Source organism: Streptomyces sp. NPDC088157 (genome assembly GCF_044741545.1).
In the GTDB taxonomy this organism is placed as follows: Bacteria; Actinomycetota; Actinomycetes; order Streptomycetales; family Streptomycetaceae; genus Streptomyces.
In genome coordinates this window covers 1331214-1349792 of record NZ_JBIUSU010000001.1, presented here as the reverse complement: position 1 = coordinate 1349792, position 18579 = coordinate 1331214, and the positions used below count along the sequence as shown (strand labels likewise).

General features: G+C 73.1%; 7 protein-coding genes. 2 read left to right on the top strand and 5 right to left on the bottom strand.

What is annotated here, in order from left to right; all coding sequences use genetic code 11:
• Positions 1 to 204: 204 nt before the first annotated feature.
• Together ACIPFH_RS05590 and ACIPFH_RS05585 are read right to left on the bottom strand one after the other, a co-directional pair.
• Entirely contained in the window at positions 205 to 1182 is a 978-nt protein-coding gene (locus ACIPFH_RS05590; RefSeq protein ID WP_401823339.1) for a hypothetical protein, read from the bottom strand.
• A 527-nt stretch (positions 1183 to 1709) separates the two neighbouring features.
• Positions 1710 to 1934 (bottom strand): hypothetical protein, encoded by a 225-nt coding sequence (locus ACIPFH_RS05585; RefSeq protein ID WP_401823338.1) that lies wholly within the window; start codon positions 1932 to 1934, stop codon positions 1710 to 1712.
• Between the two features lie 734 nt (positions 1935 to 2668).
• Between ACIPFH_RS05585 and ACIPFH_RS05580 the strand changes: the two genes are divergently transcribed.
• On the top strand, positions 2669 to 14632 hold the full coding sequence (locus tag ACIPFH_RS05580; RefSeq protein ID WP_401823336.1) for an amino acid adenylation domain-containing protein: 11964 nt from the start codon (positions 2669 to 2671) through the stop codon (positions 14630 to 14632).
• A 232-nt stretch (positions 14633 to 14864) separates the two neighbouring features.
• Here ACIPFH_RS05580 and ACIPFH_RS05575 read toward each other — a convergent pair whose 3' ends face one another.
• Entirely contained in the window at positions 14865 to 15752 is an 888-nt protein-coding gene (locus ACIPFH_RS05575) for a hypothetical protein (RefSeq protein ID WP_401823335.1), read from the bottom strand.
• A gap of 468 nt (positions 15753 to 16220) precedes the next feature.
• Here ACIPFH_RS05575 and ACIPFH_RS05570 point away from each other — a divergent pair, with 468 nt between their 5' ends.
• Entirely contained in the window at positions 16221 to 16559 is a 339-nt protein-coding gene (locus tag ACIPFH_RS05570; protein WP_401823333.1) for a thioredoxin family protein, read from the top strand.
• A gap of 192 nt (positions 16560 to 16751) precedes the next feature.
• Here the strand turns inward: ACIPFH_RS05570 and ACIPFH_RS05565 are convergent, their stop codons facing one another.
• Positions 16752 to 17276: a cupin domain-containing protein gene (locus ACIPFH_RS05565; RefSeq protein ID WP_401823330.1), complete on the bottom strand. Its 525-nt coding sequence runs from the start codon at positions 17274 to 17276 to the stop codon at positions 16752 to 16754.
• A 382-nt stretch (positions 17277 to 17658) separates the two neighbouring features.
• Complete coding sequence (locus ACIPFH_RS05560; protein ID WP_359129841.1) at positions 17659 to 18396, bottom strand: flavodoxin family protein; 738 nt, start codon at positions 18394 to 18396, stop codon at positions 17659 to 17661.
• Positions 18397 to 18579: the final 183 nt, after the last annotated feature.

The window sequence follows — 18579 nt, the reverse complement described above, 5'->3', positions numbered from 1 at the left end:
GCCCGCTTTCTGGCCGGCAACATGCCCCAGAGGTTCCTGCGCCCTCGGGGTCGTTTGCGCGGGTCGGCGTCCGGTAGCCGCAGCGTCGTGCCCGACTCGCCCCAGCTGAGCGGCTGGACCTGCTCCCCTGCACGTCGCGCATGCCGAGGAGATGGCCGCGGTGCTTCCCCATCCACCCCTCACGGGCATCCCGTGAGGTGGTCGTCAGTCAACCTCCGCCCCTGCGACCAGCGCATCGAGCGCCGTACGCAGCGCGGCCAGTTCGGCCGGGGTGGGATCGGCCGTTTCGTGCGGCACCAGCGCAGCGGGGGTCACCACGGGGGTGGTGCCCCCAGGACCGGGCACAGCCGTGGCGCGGGCAAGGAACGCGCCGTTGTCGGGCGGCGGGGCGCTGAGACCGTCGCCGAGCCTGCGCAGCGCTGCCACGAGCGGGGGCTGGGGGAACGGGAAGTCCGCGGAGAGCAGCCCGGCCTGTTGGGTGTGGTCGTCGCCGCGGAAGTCCAGGACCCAGTTCTCCCAGCCCGACAACGGCCAGTTGTGGATGCCGGCCACGGTCTGCACCGCCCAGAGCGAGACGGCGCGGGCCTGCGGCTCGAAATGGACGCCTCCGTACGGCATGTCTGTGAGCGGAGGGGTGGCAGACGACGCAACGAGCAGGTCGATCAGGCCGGGGCCGTCGGCGACGTGCTCGATGGGCTCCCGACCGCTGCCCCACGCGCGAACGCTTCCGTCGGGCAGGCGCAGGGAGACGACGGACCAGGGCTCGCTGTTCTCGGTGTCCGCGAACCAGGAAGGTTCGAAGGTCTCGAACCAGCCCGGCGGTCGGGTCAGGTCCCTGCCGAGGCCCAGGTGGTGGGTCAGATCGCCCATGCCGTCGTGCGCGAAGCGGACATCCCAGCCGGGCCATGTCCGGGCCAGTACGGCGCGAGCGGCGAGGTGGTCGGACCAGCTGTCCGCGAAGGCAAACCAGAGCAGGATCCGGCGGTCGTGATCGACGAGTGCGGCGCCCTCGCACCACACGTCGTCGAGCCATTCGTCGAGCTCCCGGTTGGCGCGAAAGCAGCGTGTCGCCGCGGCCGGGCCCGGCAGCAGATCGTCAACTACCCGGTTGGCGGCCCAGTGCGAGTAGTACCGCTGCCAGGCGCCGTTCTCGACCACCACGTACTGCGCTCGTGCTCCCATGACCGGCGAGGCTAGCGCCGCGGGACGACGGGCGACGAACGCTTTTCAGGCGACCAGGTCGGGCGGGTCACCGGCGCCCAGGGTGAGCGCCTTGCGGGTCAGGCCGGAAACCGCCGTGGGCCCGCGCCGGGTGAGGACGCGCTGGAGTGGACGCGCATGACGCGGGCGAGTTTCGGCCGGCTCCATCCCCGTGACCCCCGGCCATGTGCGGGGCGGGCTGGGACTCCGGCTGCGCACGCACCGGCGGGCAGTCCGTGAGCAGAGCCGCAACGACATGGCAGCACTACGACCTGGGGCACGGCTACTCCTCCCAGGCGGCCCGCGGCATCCCGACCGCCAGCCGGCCTCGCTTCGCGGCCGTGTCGTTCACGTCGTTGTGGGACGTCGCTCTCGTCGGCTACGAAGGCGTCGGCGTCCCATGCCTTGTAGAGGCTCTCGAGGACGGCAGGGTATTGCGTCACCACAACACCAACTCGCGCGGCGTTCTCCACGTCCCCGACCCCTGGAACCGGCGTTGCCGGTGCCCGTCAGCCTTGCCGCCGACGCCGCCGCAGAACACCAACGGTGCCGCTAAGGGCCACAAACAGAGAGCCTCCCACCAGCCAGGACAGGTTCGAGGTGACGGATTCCGCGGGGTGACGCTCGAAGACCGTCCGTGACATTGCTTCCCCGAGCAGCCCGCCGGTCAACGTGATACCCCAGAACATCAGAAGGATCGTCCAGCCGTTCCGGGCACGCATCCAGTCATTCACGCGGTCATCATGCGCCCGGCGTCCCATCGGTCACAAGCCAGCCGCTGTAAGGCTATGCCCGCCGGTACCAAGATCACGACGCCCCACCCGCAATCGAGCACAACCTGCTGAGCACTCACGGCGCCTGGAAGTGCTTCGACTGCTCTGATCAGGCCATGCCCGCCGCGCCGTGTGCCGCCTCCGGTCGGCTTCCGTCCGACAGGAGACCGGTTTCCCGGCGCCGCTGCCCACAAAGGCCTCCGCGGCGGCCTCCGCCACAGGTGGACAGACGTCACCCGGCGGCGTCCGCACCGGTCAGCGGCGAACGAATCACAGCGACGTACGAAGTGCCGCATGCCCAGCTCGCGTTCGAGGCGCTGGACACGCCGGATACGTGGGGCCCGAGGCGGCTGCGCCATGCCCGGCCTGGACTCGGCCCGGCCGAGGTACGACATCTCGGCCACCGCCAGGAAGCACCCCCATGCGCCGTATCAGAGATGCGAGCGGCGATGATATACGTGTGCAAGGGATCTTGATTCTTTGCCGCTCCATGACATGAGCGGTCGGGAGCGGGTCCGCTCCAGGGACAAGCGATCGGCAGGCTGAGGACAAGATCGCTGAATCATCGTAAGACGGCTCACGGTCCGAGCCCCTTCCATCCGGCCCTGCCGCACGGCTCGGCTCCTCCGCGTGGACCCGCGGGCGGAGCGCGGCCCCGTGGCACGGTCTCCTTCGACTTGGTGCGAGCAGACGACTTGAGCGACGAGACCCTGTGGAACGTTTTGCTGGACGCCGCTCGGGAGGCCCCCGAGCAGGTGACGGTGCATGTGCGCGGCGATGGCACCGAGCTGGCCGTGACCTACCGTCAGCTGCAGGCAGGCGCCGTGCGGGTCGCCGGAGGGCTGCTGGCGGCCGGGATGGCGCCCGGCACCTGTGTTCCGCTGGTCGCCGACCGCAGCGAGGACTTCCAGGTGATGTTCTGGGGGCTGATAGGTGCCGGTCTGGTCCCGGTGCCGCTCGCTGCGGACGCCCGCCGAGTGGTGCCCGTCTGGGAGCACCTGGGCCGGCCACCCCTGTTCGTGGACGCGGCCGGCGCAGAGGTGGTACGGGACCTGCCGGGCGAGGCGACCGTTCTGCGGGTGGACGGGCTGCCGGACGGTGACGCGCTGGACGTGGCCGTGCCGTGCGCGCCGGGCGGTCTGGCGTTCGTGCAGTTCTCCTCGGGCAGCACCGGGCAGCCCAAGGGCGTCGAACTCACCCACGCGGCGGTGACGGCCAACCTGCGTCAGATCGTGGCCGTGTCCGATCTGGGCGAGGCCGACGTGATGGTCAGCTGGATGCCGTACTTCCACGACATGGGTCTGATCGGCACGCACCTCGCGCCGCTCGCCGCCCGTGCCAAGCAGGTCAAGATCGGGCCTCTGGCGTTCGCCCGGCGGCCGGGGGTCTGGTTCGAGACGGCCACTGCGCACCGCGCCACCCATCTGTCGGCCGCCAACTTCGCGCTCGCGCTGGCCGTCCGACGGATACCGGACGCGGACATGGCCCGCTTCGACCTCCGAAGCGTCCGGCGGGTGGTCGTCGGGGCCGAACCGATCTCCGCGTCCGTCTGGCGGGACTTCATCCGCCGTACGCGGCTCACGGGACTGGCGGCACACGCCCTCCAGCCGGTGTACGGGCTGGCCGAGGCGACCCTCGCAGTGACGTTCCCGCCGCCTGGTGAGGTCGCGGTGCCGCTGGTGGTCGAGCGGGGTGCGCTCGGCCGCGGACGGGTGGTCGATGCCCTCGGTGCGGACGGTGACGCTGTCGAACTCATGGACCTCGGCCACCCGGTGCCCGGCTGCTCCGTGCGGATCGTCGGCGACGGTGGCGAGGTGCTCGGCGAGCGGCTCGTGGGACACATCGAGGTGCGCGGGCCCCAACTCGCCCGCGGCTACCGGGGACTGCCCGACGACACCGCCGCCGCCTTTACCACCGAGGGCTGGCTGCGCACCGGCGACCTGGGCTTCCTTCGGGCGGGGCGGTTGTGCGTCAGCGGCCGGCACAAGGACGTGCTCTTCCTGAACGGGCTGAAGTACCACGCCTGCGACCTGGAGGAGGTCGCCGCCGGCACGCCTGGGCTGCCGCCCGGACCGGCCGCGGTGGTCGGCTCCACCGACCCCGCCACCGGCCGCGAGCGCGTGGTGGTGTGCGTCGCCTGGGCCCGTCCGCCGCGCTCGGCCGACGAGGTGCTGCGACGCGTCGCGGACAGGGTGGGTGAGGCCCTCTTCCATGACGACGTACGGGTCGTCGCCCTGCCGCCCGGTCAGTTCCCCCGCACCACCAGCGGCAAGATACGCCGCCATGTGCTGCGGGACCGGTTCGAGGCGGGCCGCTACGTCCGCGTCGTCACGCGCGCCCTCGGTGACGCAGCGGCCGCCCCCGCCGGGCTCGGGTCGGGCGGGGACGGTGTGCCCCGGTCACGCGCGGCGGCCGAGCGGGCGGTGCGCGAGGTGTGGGCCGGGGTGCTGGGGCGGCCTGTGGAGCGAATAGGCGCCCATACGTCGTTCCGGGCGCTCGGCGGGACCTCGCTGAAGGCGATGGAGGTGCTGGCCGCGCTGGAGGACGTCTTCGGCCGGCGGCTGGAGGTGTCGTCGCTGCGCGCCGGGGCGGATTCGGTGGCCGGGATCGTCGATCACCTGCTCGACGGAACACGGGCGCAGCTCGAGTCGGAGTCGACGGAGAGCGGCAAGGGGGCGGGACGCTCCGACGGGTCCGGCCCGCAGGCGGACGGCACGCTCACCGTCGTCGGCCTCGCCTGCCGATTTCCCGGCGCCGACAGCCCCGAGGAGTACTGGCGGCTGCTCGCCGAAGGGCGGGACCTCGTCACGCCGGTGTTGCCGCACCGGTGGGACGGCGAGGAGATACCCGAGGCCCGGTGGGGAGCGTTCCTGAAGGACCCGGCGGGCTTCGACGCCGCTCGGTTCGGGATCGGCGACGCCGAGGCCCGCGCCCTCGACCCGCAGGCCCGGCTGCTGCTGGAGCTGGCGCACGAGGCCCTGGAGCGGGCCGGATACGCCGGTCCGCGCCGCCGTGCCCACCGCATCGGCGTCTTCACGACGGCCGGGGACAGCGGCTACCGGGAACTGCTGGAGCGGGCGGCACGTGCGGACGGCACGGAACTGCCGCCCGCCGCGCTGACCGGGAACCTGCCCAACCTCCTCGCCGCGCGGATCGCGCACAGCTTCGACCTGGACGGTCCGGCCCTGGCCGTGGACACCGCCTGCTCCTCCGCCCTGGTCGCCCTGCACCTGGCCCGCCGCAGCCTCGCGGACGGCGAGTGCGACATCGCCCTGGTCGGCGGCGTCAACCTGCATCTCACCCCGACCGCGCATCGGATGCTGCACGCCGCGCAGGCCCTGTCGCCGACCGGCCGCAGCCGCGCGTTCGGGGCCGGCGCGGACGGCTTCGTGCCCGGTGAGGGCGGTGCGGTGCTCGTCCTGCGGCGGACGGCGGACGCCCGGCGAGCCGGTGACGACCTGCTCGCCGTGGTACGCGGCACCGCGGTCAACAACGACGGCACCTCGCTGAGCCTGATGGCGCCCAACCCCGCCCGCCAGCGCGAGGTCATCACCGCCGCCCACGCCGCCGCGGCCGTCGACCCGGCCGAGGTGACATACATCGAGGCGCACGGCACCGGCACGGCCCTCGGCGACCCGGTCGAGCTGGCGTCGCTCGCCAGCGCCTTCCCGCCGCTGCCCGGCGGACGTCCCCGGTTGCTGGGCTCGGCCAAGACCAACATCGGCCACCTGCTGAACGCCGCCGCTCTGCCCGGTCTGGTGAAGGTGGTGCTGGCACTGCGGCACGGTCAGGTGCCGCCCTCGCTGCACGCCGATCCGCCCGCCACGCCGGTCGCCGGGTCGGGGTTCCAGGTACCCGGCCGGCTCGTCCCGTGGCCCGCCCCGCCCTCGGGCGGACCGCTCGTCGCGGGCATCAACGCCTTCGGCTTCGGCGGCACCAACGCGCACGCCGTACTGGAACGGGCTCCCGTACCCGCCGGTCGTACGACCCGCGCGGAGCGGCAGGCGGGCGGGCCCCACCTCCTCGCGCTCTCCGCCGCCACAGCGCCCGCACTGCGCGCCCTGGTCCGTGAGCTGTCCGGCCACCTGGCAGCCCACCCGGAGATCACCGAGGCCGACCTGTGCCTGACCGTGGGGACGGCCCGTGACGCCGACCGCCACCGCCTCGCCCTGGTCTGCGACGGCGACGTACGCGCACAGCTGGCCGCCCTCGCCGCGGCGGGCGACACCGCGGACCACCCGCCCGCGGCGGCACCGAACGAGGTCACAGGCCATACGCCCGCGGCGTCGGACGTGTCCTCCGACACCGTCCGGGCGCGCCCCCGTCTCGTCTTCCTCTTCCCCGGCCAGGGCACCCAGCGCCCGGGCATGGCGGCGGGTCTCCATGCCACCGCGCCCATGTTCCGGGAGACCCTCGACGAGGCGTCCGCGCACCTCGGCCCGCTGTTCGGCCGCACCCTGACCGACTGGTGCACCGACCCCGGCGTCGATCCGGCCGAACTGGCACGCACCGAGATCACCCAGCCCGTCCTGGTCGCCTTCGCCGTCGCGCTCACCCGGCAGTTGAGCGCCTGGGGCGTCGTACCGGACGCCGTCACCGGCCACAGCGTCGGGGAACTGGCCGCCGCCTGCGCAGCCGGCCTGCTGCCGCTGTCCGACACCGTCCGCTTCGCCGCCGAACGCGGTCGGCTCATCGCCGAGCTGACCGAGCGGGGCGCGATGGCCGCCGTACGTGGGGCGCAGGACGCCGTGGATGCCCTGGTCGACGCGTCGGACGGCGCGCTCGCCGTCGCGGTACGCAACGCCCCCGGTCGGCTGGTGCTGTCCGGGACCGAGCGCGCGGTCGACGACGCGGTGGCCGAACTCACCGGGCGGGGCGTGGCCGCGCGCCGGCTCCAGGTCACGCGTGCCTTCCACTCACCGCTGATGGAACCGGCCGCGCGGGCGCTGTACGACGCCGCCCGCGCCATGTCGCCGGGGACTGCCCGGGTACCGCTGCTGAGCACCCTCACGGGCGACTGGGCGCCGGCCCCCGACGCCTCCCACTGGCGGGAACACGCGCTGCGGCCGGTGGAGTTCGGGGCCGCGGCTCGGCGGCTGGTCGAGGACGGTTTCGACACGTTCGTCGAGATCGGTCCCGCCACCGATCTGCCGGGGGCCGTGCGCCTGGCCGCCGCCGACTTCTCCGGCCCGGCACCGGTCACACTCTCCGCCTTGCCGGCCACGCGGTGGGAGGACGGCCGGGGCCGGGACGCGCTGCTGCGTACCGTCGCCCGGCTGTGGACCCGCGGTACTGCCGTCGACCACGCCGCGCTCGCACCGACGGGACGCCGCGTGCCACTGCCCACCTACCCCTTCCAGCGGCGGCCCTACTGGCCGGGCCCCGACGCCGCCCGGCTGCTGCACCGCGTCACCTGGACGCCCGCTCCCCTGCCGGACCTCCTGGGTCCGGTTCCGGTGACGCTGGTCGCCGGGCCCGAGGGCGAGGCGGTGCGGGAGCTGTCCGCGCGGCTGGCCGAGCGCGGGGTGCCGGTGGCCGAGGCGGGCGCGGAGTCCGCGCACATCGTCGTCCACCTCTCGGGGCGGGCGGCCGACTCGGCCGGCCCGGCCGCCGCGGCCGCTTTCCGGGACACGCTGCGGCAGTTCGACCGGGCCGGGGCGAAGCGTCTGCTGCTGCTCACCGAGGACGCCCACCGCACCGGCGCGGAGGGCGAGGCGGTGCCGTGTCCCGGGCAGGCCCTGCTCACCGCTCTCGCGCTCGCGTTCCCGGAGGAGACCGAGGGCGCGACGCTGGTCTGTGCCGACCTGTCCTCCGAGGACACTGCCGAGCAGCGACTCGCCAGTGTGGTATCCGAGTTGTCCGCGTCGGGTGACGAGGTGTCCGTGGCCGCCTGGCGCGGCGGTGAGCGGCTGCGCCGGGGGGTCGAGCCCTTGCCCCGTGACGCCGCGGCGGACCTGGCGGACCCGCTGCCCGCGGACGGCGTCTACCTGATCACCGGCGGCGCGGGCGGCCTCGGCGCCGCGCTCGCCCGGGACCTCGCCGGACGCGGCCGCCCCACCCTCCTGCTCACCGGCCGTTCCCCGCGGCCCCCGGCCGCGCTGCTCGCGGAACTCGGCGAACTCGGCGCCGACGCCCGCTACCAACGGGCCGACGTCACCGACGAACGGCAGCTCGACGCCCTGCTCGCCGAGGCTCCGGCGCCTGACGTCGTGTTCCATCTGGCCGGGGTGGCCGTTCCCGGCTCGTTGCGCGGCACCGGAAGGGAGGACACCAGCCGTTCACTGGCCGCCAAGACCCTCGGCACCCGGTTGCTGGCCCGCGCCCTGCACCGCCACGGGCACCGCCCCGCGCTGTGCGTGGCCTTCTCCTCGGTGACCTCCGTGCTCCCCGGTGCCGCGGGCGCACTCGGCGACTACGCCGCCGCCAACGCGTACCTCGACGCCTTCGCGGCGGCCGAGCGAGCCGCCGGCCGCCGCTGGCTGGCACTGAATCTCGGCGCCGTCGCCCGCACAGGGCTCGCCGCCACGGCGGCGGAGCATACGCCTCTGCGCGCCGGAGGCACGCCCCTCGCTCCGGCCGAAGCGCTGCGTGCCCTGCGCGCGGCCTGCGCCGTCGACACCGCGCAGTTGGTGCTCGCCGATCTCGGCGTCACCGCCGCACCCGTACTCCTTGCTCCAGACCCGGCCCCCGCTCCCGCTCCGGCTGCCGCGTCCGACGGCACGTCCGACACCCGCACCCTGGTGCGCGCCCTGCTGGCCGAGGCGCTCCACCTGCCCGCCGAGGCGGTCGACGAGGACGCCGCCTTCCTCTCGCTCGGCCTGGACTCGCTCTCCGCGGTCGACCTGGTCCGGCGGCTGGAACACGCCCTGGGCCGGGAACTGGCGACCACACTGTTCTTCGAGTACCGGACGGTGCGCGAGCTCGCCGAACACCTCGACACCGCCACGTCCACCGAGGCCGGGAACACCGGCCCGGAGGAGGCCGTCGCGGAGAGCCCCGTCGCCGAGGGCACACCGTTCGCCCTCACCCCCGTCCAACTGGCCCTGCACACCAGCAGCGTGCTGTATCCCCGCACTCCCGCACGCGGCTGGGTGCGCCAGACCGTTCGCGGGCCCCTCGACCCCGGTCTGCTGCGGCGCTCCCTCACCGCGCTCGCCGAGCGGCACGGCATGCTGCGCGTGCGGATCGGGCCGGACGACGCCCGCGGCCTGACACCGCACCAGACGGTGACGGCGGGCGACGACGTCACCGTGTGGTTCGAGACCCGGCCGTGCCCCGAGGGCCAGGAGGCCCTCGAAGCACTGGAGACGGAGCTTGCCAACCGGCCGCTGGACCTCACCGCCGAGCCTCCCCTGCGGGCGCTGCTGCTGACCGGGGACGCCGGAGTGGCCCACCTGGTTCTGTCCGTGCACCACGTCGCCGCCGACGGCTACAGCCTCAACGTCCTCTGCACGGAACTGTGGACGCTCTACACCGACCTCGCCCTGGGCCGCGTCCCGGCCCCGCTGCCACCCGCTGCGGACTTCGCCGCTCACGCCACCGGCGGGCGGCCCACCGTCCGCGCCGAGGACACCGCGTACTGGACGGCCCGCCTGGCGAACCGCTCCCCCATGCCCCTGCCCTACGACGGCCGTCCCGACCCCGACGAGGGCCCCGGACCACTCGTCGCCGAGCACTGCATGCTGGACGAGGACCTCGTCGCCGTACTGCGCGAACGGGCCGCCCGATGGAACGTCTCCCTCTTCCACCTCCTGCTCGCCGCCTACGTCCGCTGCCTGGCCCGGTGGAGCGGACAGCGCGACATCGTGGTCAACGTCGCCCGCGCGGGCCGCGACGCCCGGCTGCCCGGGCTCGACCGGCTGGTCGGGCCCCTCGCCGACACCCTGCCGCTGCTGCTGGAGGCGGACCCGGACGAGCCGCTCCACCGGCTCGCCGAACGCGTGCGGCTTTCCTGGCTTGACAGCGAACGACATGCCACGGTCAGCAGCCTCGACCTCGCCCGGCTGCTGCCCAGCGACGTCCCGGGGCCGCGGACGACGAGCCCCGCGAGCTTCAGCTTCGCCCGCTTCCCCGCGCCCCTGGACCCGGACTGCCCGGTCGGAGTACGGCCCACCGCGGCGGGCACCGGCTCAGCCGCCACCCGGCTGAACCTGCTGTGCTGGGAGGACGGGACCGCGCTGCGACTGTCGTGGAACTTCCCCGAGCGTCTCTTCACCCCGGCGACGGTCGCCCGTCTGGCCACCGCCTTCGAGCGGGAGTTGCGCTCCCCTGACACCGGTCCCTCGCCAGAAGGGGCGGGCGGGAGCCGGTCGACCGTCGCCGGCCGGCTGCGGGACGGGTTCCGCAAGGCTCCCGACGCGGTCGCCGTCGACGACGGCCGGGTCGCCCTCACGTACCGGGAGCTGGACGCGGCCACCGGTGCCCTGGCCCGGCGGCTGCGGGAGAACGGCGTACGGCGGGGCGATCTGGTGGGCATGCTCACCACGCCTGGCCCCGGCACCGTGATCGCCGTCGCCGGCATCCTGCGGGCGGGCGCCGGATGGGTGCCGCTGGACGCCGAACACCCGACGGCCCGGCTGGCAGAGCAGACCGGACGGTGCGGAGTGCGCGTGGTCGTGCACGACGACCGCACCCGGGCCACCGCGCGGGAGCTCACCGCGCTGACTGCCGTGCCCGTCACCCGCCCGGACGACGGGACGGGCACCGGGCCGGCCGAGGACGGCCCCGGTGAGACGGCCGACGCGGACGCGACGGCGTACGTCATCTTCACTTCCGGCTCCACGGGCCGTCCCAAGGCCGTGCCCATCACCTTCCGCTCCATGGAGAACTACCTCGACTGGGCAGAGGAAGCCTTCGCCTACGGCCCCGGCGACCGGCTCGCCAACACCTCCTCGCCCTGCTTCGACGCCTCCGTACGGCAGTTGCTGGCGCCGCTGCTGACCGGTTCCACCGTGGTGACCGCCGACCGCGACCTGGTACGCGACCCGGAACTGCTGCTGCACCACATGGCGCGGACGCGGATCACCGTGTGGAGTTCGGTGCCGTCGCTGTGGGAACGGCTGCTGACTGCCGCCGAAAACCTCGTCCGGCGCGGCGAACCGCTGCCGGACCTGTCCGCGCTGCGCCTCGTCCAGGTCGGCGGGGAGGTGCTGTGGGCGGACTGGGTACGCCGCTGGTACGACCTGTTCGGGCCGGGACAGACGATCGTCAACCTGTACGGGCCGACCGAGACCACCATCAACGCGACCTTCCACGCCGTCACCGAGCGCCCGGGTGATGAGATCGCGGCCCTGCCCATCGGCCGTGCCGTCACCGGGACCGAGCTGCTCGTGGTCGGATCCGACGGCGCCTCGCCGGGTCCGGGCGGCACCGGCGAACTGCTGATCGGGGGCGTCGGGCTGTCCGCCGGTTACCTCGGCGAACCGCAGTTGACCCGGGCCGCGTTCACCGAGCGGGACGGGCGTCGCTGGTACCGCAGCGGCGACCGGGTGGAGGTGCTGGCCGACGGCGTGCTGCGGTTTGTCGGCCGCCTCGACGAGCAGGTGAAGATACGGGGCCACCGGGTCGAGCCGGGTGAGGTGGAGGCCGTGCTGCGCGCCCGTGCGGACGTCGCCCAGGCGGTCGTACTGGCCGGCGAGGGGCGGCTGTCCGCGTTCGTCGTGCTCAGGGACGCTGAGGCCGGCGCGGGCGTGGACGCGGTCGCCCTGCGGCGGCATCTGGCGGCGTCGCTGCCGCCGTACATGGTGCCCGCCCGCATCACCCTCCTGGACGCCCTGCCGCTGACCGGGACCGGCAAGGTCGACCGGCGGGCACTGCCGGCGGCCCGGGCCGAGGCCCTGACGGCGGACGTACCGCCGTCCACCACCGGTGACACCGAGGAGCGGCTGGGACGCGTTTGGTGCGAGCTGCTCGGCGTCGACCGGGTCGCGCCGGACGACGACTTCTTCGAGCTGGGCGGCGACTCGCTGCTGGCGCTCCAGGTGTTCGACCGGCTCGCCCGGCACGGCGGCGGCCCGCTGCCCAGGCCCACCGTCGTGTACCGGCACCGCACGCTGGCTGCGCTGGCCGCGGCCCTGGACCGGGCGGCACAGGAAGAACCGGATGCCACCGGGCAGCCCGCCTCGGACGACGGTCCGGCGGGCCCGGGGGGACCGGCCAGGCCTGCGGACCCGGCCGTCCCGGCGGCCTTTCCCGTCACCCCCAGCCAGCGCGGATTCCTTCTCTCCGAGGCCCTCGCACCCGGCACCGGGGTCACCTGGCTGGCCCGGCTGCGGCTGGCCGGCCCGCTCGACCGAGAACTGTTCCAGCGGGCCGTGGACATCCTGGTGGCCCGGCATCCGATGCTGCGCACGGTCTTCCCGGCGGGGGCACGGCCACCGGTGCAACAGGAGCTGCCCGCGTCGCTACGACTGCCGGTCGGCTTCGCGGCCGTGTCCGGGCCGGAAGAACTCGCTGAACAGGTCGAGAACGAGCGACGCCGCCGCTTCGAACCGTGGGCCTGGCCGCTGCTGCGGTTGCGGGTGCTCACCCTGGCCCCGCATGAGCATGTACTCGTCGTGCACGCCCACCACCTGATCGGCGACGGCTACAGCGCCGCCCTGCTGCTCGGTGAACTCACCGCCGTGCACGACGCCCTGAGCAACGGTGCGGCACCCGCCCTGCCCGAACTGCGCGGCACCTTCCGTGAATTCGCGCAGCGCTTCGAAGAGCGGGCCGCGCCTCCGCGGGCAGAGGACGAGGGCGCCCGAGCGCGGCGGGCGGCGCTGTCCGCGCCCTACGCCAAGCCGGCGCTGCGCGTCGCCGACCGGGAAGGGACGGTGCCGTCGTCACCGGAGTTCCATTCCCACGGCTTCGTGCTGGACGCCACCGCCACAGGGGCGCTCCGCAAGATCGCCGCCGACGCGGGCGCCACCCTGTACGCCCCGCTCCTCGCCGCCTACCACGGAGCGCTCGCCGCCCGCACCGGCCAGGAAGACCTGATCATCGGCGTGGCCGTGTCCGGACGTGACCACCCCCTGCCCGACATCCACCGCGTCTTCGGGCCGTTCGCCACCGCCGTCGCCGTCCGCCCCTTCGGGCCCGGCGCCGAGGCCACATCCGGGAACTTCACGCGTCGGGTGCGCCGGGTGGTCGAGGAGACGGTCGCCGCCCGCGTCCACGAGGACGTCGTACCGCGTGACGCCGGCGGGCTGCCGCTGACGTCGCAGTTCTTCTTCACCTTCCTCGACTTCGGCGCGCTCGGCCCGCAGGGAGGGGACGTCCTGGCCGTGCGCTGGGACGAGGAGGAGGACAGCGACTTCAGGCCGCCCTCGGCCGGGACGGACGTGTTCCTCGCGGTGCGGCCCGACGGCGACCTGCTGCGGGTCACCGTGCGCGGCGCGGCGGCGGCGTTCGACACGGCCGCGCTGGCCGCGTTCGCCGACGGGCTGCGCGACCGCCTCGTCCGTACGGTGCCGGCCACCGGCCGCCGGCCCCTGGTCCCACGGCCCGTACGACACATCCCGCGCTCCGCAGGGCAGGACTTGGACGCCGCGCTCGTCGGCTATCTGCCCGCTCCCGCCCAACTGGCCCGGCTCGCGAGGTTGCCGGACACCCCCTCGGCCCGTGAGGACATCCGCCGCCTGCTGTTCCCGGGCGGCGAGCCCCGGCTGCTGGAGACGACCTCCACGCCGCTGGGCCGCTCTGGCTTCGTCGCACTGCCGCTGTTCGCCGACGAACTCGCCGACGACCGGGCCCTGGCCGGTCACACGGCGCGAGCCGTGCGAACGGCCGCTGCACTCGGCGCACGCTGTGTCTCACTGGCCGGCATGATCCCCTCACTGACCGGCTACGGCTTCGACGTACTGCGCGCCGACCGGGCCGCGGAGGGGTCCGTCACCACCGGACACGCGGCCACCGTCGTCTCCGTGGTGCGCACGGTGCGAGCCGCACTGCCCGCGACCGGCCGCGACCTGGCCGACCTGGAGGTGGCCGTCATCGGGCTCGGCTCGATCGGCGCGTCGTCGCTGGAGCTGCTGCTCACTCTGGCCGAACGGCCGCCCGCCCGGCTCGTGCTGTGCGACGTGCCCGGCAGTGGTCCGCGCCTCAGGGAGCTGGCCCGGACGCTGCGGGAACGAGGGCTGGCCACAGAGGTCGCTGTCAGCGCCTCCGACCCGGATCTGCCCGACGCCGTGTACGGGGCCGGGCTGGTCGTCGCGGCGGTCAGTGGGTCCCGCACCCTCATCGACGTGGAACGACTGCGGCCCGGTACCGTCGTCGTGGACGACAGTTTCCCGCACTGCTTCGACACCGGCCGCGCGCTCGCCCGGATGCGGGAGCGCGGGGACGTCCTCGTCGTCGGTGGAGGACTGCTGACGGTGGGCGACACCCGGCGCACCCTGGCGGACGGGCTGGCCGACGCCGCCGCCGAGGCCGCCGCCTCGTACGGGATCGCCGGCACGCTGGCGTCCTGCCGCGCCGAATCCCTGCTGTACGCCTCCGGCGCGAACGTGCCCCTGGTACGGGGCCTCGTCGACGCTCCCACGGCCCTGGCCTACTGGCGGGCCGTGGAAGGGGCCGGGGTCACCGCTGGGCCGCTTCATCTGCTCGGCCACGTCCTGGAGCCCCCTGCGGTGATCCCACCCGGTCTGGTGACCCCCGACACGGAGGGAGCGACGTGACCGGGCGCATGCCGGGCCTACGGTCGACCTCGACCTACGCCACTCTGTTGGCGCTGCGGCCGGAAAGCGGCGTCAGCTGTGTGACAGCACCGCGGCAATGTCCTCACGCACGGCCGGCAGGCCGCAGGTCGCCGTTGATAGGCACCCGCCACCGCTACGAGAACATCCACCGTCGGCACCGATCGATCGAGACGGACCCGCCGTCGAGGATTGCCGACCTCGCGCGCTTCTCTCATGCGCTCTCTTCGCTGAGGCGGTCGACTGCCCACGGCAGGAGCTCCTTGGCCACCGCAAGGCTGAACGGCCTCGTCAGCGAACGGAGTTCGGCGCAGGCGGCAGGACCGAGCGTGAGGTAGGGGAGGGCGGCCAGCCTGTCGGTGGTGTGCTCGATCTCCGCCCTGCGCCGCGCACCGTCCTCGGTCAGAGCCAGGTGGGGTCCGTCGTCGAGCCATCCACGCTCACGCAGGTTCTGCACGGCCTGTTCCCACTGCTCCGGCGTCCACGCACGCGAGTCGCGCAGCACCCCTGCGTCGATGTCGCCTGTGGCGGCGTGCGTGACGAGAGCCTCGATCCCGCTCAGTCCGGCAGTCAGCAGTGCCGCCACGTGACCGTCACCACGGAACTCCCGCAGCAGAGTCTGCGCGTGCCAGAGGACGAGATGCGGTGCGCTCGGCCACGGCAGTGCGGCGTGCGCGGCGAAGAGGGGGCGGCCTTGTGGATGGCGCACGGTCACTTCAGCCGCGGTACGGGCCAGTTCCGCCGCGCGGACCAGCTCCGGTGAGGAGACGTCGGCGCCGAGGATGCGGCGGAGCGTGGTATCGATCCCGGTGAGCCGGGCGGCGGCGAACCGCTGCGGCGTGGCGGCTTCCCATGCCGCGGGTATGGCCCGGCGCACCAGTTGGGGATTGAAGTTGTAGAACGTGGCGATGACCAGATCCGCCGGAGCGGCGCCGAGCGCGGCGGAGCGGGACGCGAAGTACCCCGTCCTGACGTCCACGCCCAACTCGGCGTACTGGCCTGCGGCTTCGGGCGAGAAGTAGACAGCCCCGTGGTAAGGCTCGAGAGTTCTCCACGTCTTGCGCGCGAAGGCCAGGCTGTCGCGGTCCATGTGGTGCGTCATGAGCGGCTCTCCGTCCTGTGGCGGATGAAAGATTGCTGTTCATCGAGCACGCGACGGCGCGCGGAGCCACCCAGCCGTACCATCTGGTCGGTACGCTATCGGAGAGCAGCTCCGTCGACCACTGCCTTGCAACCAGTTCTCGGTACCAGTTCTCGGTACCAGTTCGCGATGACTACGCACCCAACTCTCCTACGAGAAGGCCCGAGCAGTCTCGCACCCCCGATGTCGATGCCAACTGTCCAGCAGCCCTCGGGCACCCGGCCGAACAGCTCCTATCCGTAGCGCACGGCTGTCTCATGGCTGAGAAGAGTCGGAGACCACGCAGCCAGGAACCACGCGTGGGCCCCGGCCCTCCCTTCCGACAGGTCAGCCGGACGACCGACGGGCCTGCCGCACCGCACCGCACCGCACCGCACCGCACGGGGGATGATGGGGATGGAATGACGGAACGCGAGGTCAGGAGCTTCCATGGCGAAGCGGGTTCACCAACCCCGTGAGGACGCGGAGTTCGATTTCATCCTCGGGATGAGCCGAGTCCCGGTCCTCGCATACTTCACCGGGACATGGCCCAAGGCAATCGAGCCCTGCCGGGCGATGGACCTCGTCGTGGGTGGCATCGCCGACGAGTACACGGGCCGCCTGACGGCCGTCCGCACCGACATCACGCGCTGTCCGTCCGCAACCGAGCGATACGGGATCACCGGAGCCCCGTCGTACGTCCTGCTGAAGGAGGGAGAGGCGGTCGCGCACGGCACGGGGCCCATGACCGTCGCCGAGGTACGGAAGTTCCTGGACGGCCACCTCTGAGCGGCCGCCGCCCGGGCTGGGCGGAGGGCCGGTCGGCACCGGCGTGGCTGAGACCGACGCCGAGGCGCAGCGCCCATAGCTGCCCCCGACCTGTCGGATCGGGCGAACCCTGCACATCGCACGGGCTGGGAGCGCTCCTGCACACCGGTGCCCGGGACCGCCGGTCAGGGTCAGCGACTCAGGGTCAGCGGCTCAGGGTTGTCCCGTTCCAGGCGGCGGATTGAGCCCGAAACGCTCGATGATGCCCGGTAGCCATGCCGGCCGGCCGAACTCCAGGCCGTAGTTCCCGGCAAGCTCGGCGACCGCGTCGGGCTCCGGTGGCCCGGCGGACACCAGTTCGGCCAGTTCACGGAAGAAGTGCTCGAAGCCTGCGGGAGTGATGATCTCGATCATGCGGGCCGGGACCGGTCCGGCGTTCCACATCGTGTGCAGCTCGCCGCGCGGCTTCGTGATGTACCCGCCGGGGCCGAGGACCGCCTCGCGGTCGCCGGAGCGGAAGCCGATCTCACCCTCAGTGACGATCGAGTACTCGTCTTCCCGCGTGTGCATGTGTGGCGGCACGAGCGCCCCCACAGGAAACGGGTGTTCCACGACCGACAGCGCGCCATCGGTGTCGGCGCCCCAGAGTTTGAAGACCACACCGATGGGTCCGACGTCGACCTCGGCACCCTCCCCAGGCCGTACGACGGTAAGCGGCGGAGCTTGCGGCTCTGCCATGGCGATCACTCCTCGACGCGAACGTTTCGCATTTTGAGTCACACCAATGCACCTCGAATGAGTGTCCAACGCCCAACGTGGAGCCGCAACAATTGAGCGGACGCCACGCCGCAGGTAGGGCGCGCAGGGCCCGGGGCTGCGCGGGGTGGCCTGGTCGGGACCTCGCGCAGCACCTCGCATGCGGCGTCCGGCGGGATCCGGTGGACCGTGAGGCGGGAGGCGGCGCTCCAGGATCTCCACCCAGTGGTGCAGGACGACAGATCCCGTGATGTCTGCCTGCGCCCGTGGCGCTCTACACGACACAAGGCCGTCGACACGCTCGCCGCGCGAACCGATGGGGGCTGGGGTCGATCCGGCAGGTTCTCCACGTTCCCGGTCTGGCTCAGCGGTGCTCTGGATTGTCCGCCCCCGGCCGGCAGCCGGCGTCCCACTCCGCACGCTGGTTGCCGACGGCGGGGATGCCTCCGGCACGTTTGAGCAGGGCCGCCAGGTGCATCAGGTTCCAGGTCATGAAGCTGGTGTTGCGGTTGGTGAAGTCGTTCTCCGGACCTCCGGAGCCGGGGTCCAGGTATGAGGGACCGGGCCCGGCGGCACCGATCCACCCCGCGTCGGCCTGCGGCGGGATCGTGTAGCCGAGGTGCTGCAGGCTGTAGAGGACGTTCATGGCGCAGTGCTTCACGCCGTCCTCGTTGCCGGTGATCAGACACCCGCCGACTCGTCCGTAATAGGCGTACTGTCCCTGGGAGTTGAGCAGGCTGGAGCAGCTGTAGAGGCGTTCGATGATCTGCTTGGTGACGGAGCTGTTGTCGCCCAGCCAGATGGGTCCGGCCAGTACCAGGATGTCTGCGGCCATCACCTGCTCGAAGAGCGAGGGCCAGGCGTCCGTGGCGAACCCGTGTTCGGTCATGTCCGGGTAGACGCCGGGCGCGATGTCCTGGTCGACCGCGCGGACGAGATCCGTGGCCACCCCCTGTGCGTTCATGATCGCCCGGCTCTTGTCGATGAGTCCCTGGGTGTGGCTGAGCTGAGGGGACGGCTTGAGCGTGCAGTTGATGAACAGCGCGCGCAGGTCGTCGAAGCGGTAACCGTCCTCGGCGGACGGGGCGGGGGATGCTGCCATGGCGGACTCCGGGGAGGGAAGCGGACAGGGTCGAGGGCGGTGCCAGCGGCAGCGTCTCGTGGAAGACTCCCGCTGCCCTGCTGCGACGCACCGCCACACGGGGGGTTCCAGGAGCGAGCGCCCAGACAACCGGTTGTGCGCCTGCCTCCCGTCTCGAGTCCTGGCGCATCAGCCGGGCCCCGG

Excerpts from the sequence above, each read along its gene's own strand:
- ACIPFH_RS05590 (WP_401823339.1), bottom strand. The coding sequence starts at position 1,182 with ATGGGAGCACGAGCGCAGTACGTGGTGGTCGAGAACGGCGCCTGGCAG.
- ACIPFH_RS05575 (WP_401823335.1), bottom strand. The coding sequence starts at position 15,752 with ATGACGCACCACATGGACCGCGACAGCCTGGCCTTCGCGCGCAAGACG.
- ACIPFH_RS05570 (WP_401823333.1), top strand. The coding sequence starts at position 16,221 with ATGGCGAAGCGGGTTCACCAACCCCGTGAGGACGCGGAGTTCGATTTC.
- ACIPFH_RS05565 (WP_401823330.1), bottom strand. The coding sequence starts at position 17,276 with ATGGCAGAGCCGCAAGCTCCGCCGCTTACCGTCGTACGGCCTGGGGAG.
- ACIPFH_RS05560 (WP_359129841.1), bottom strand. The coding sequence starts at position 18,396 with ATGGCAGCATCCCCCGCCCCGTCCGCCGAGGACGGTTACCGCTTCGAC.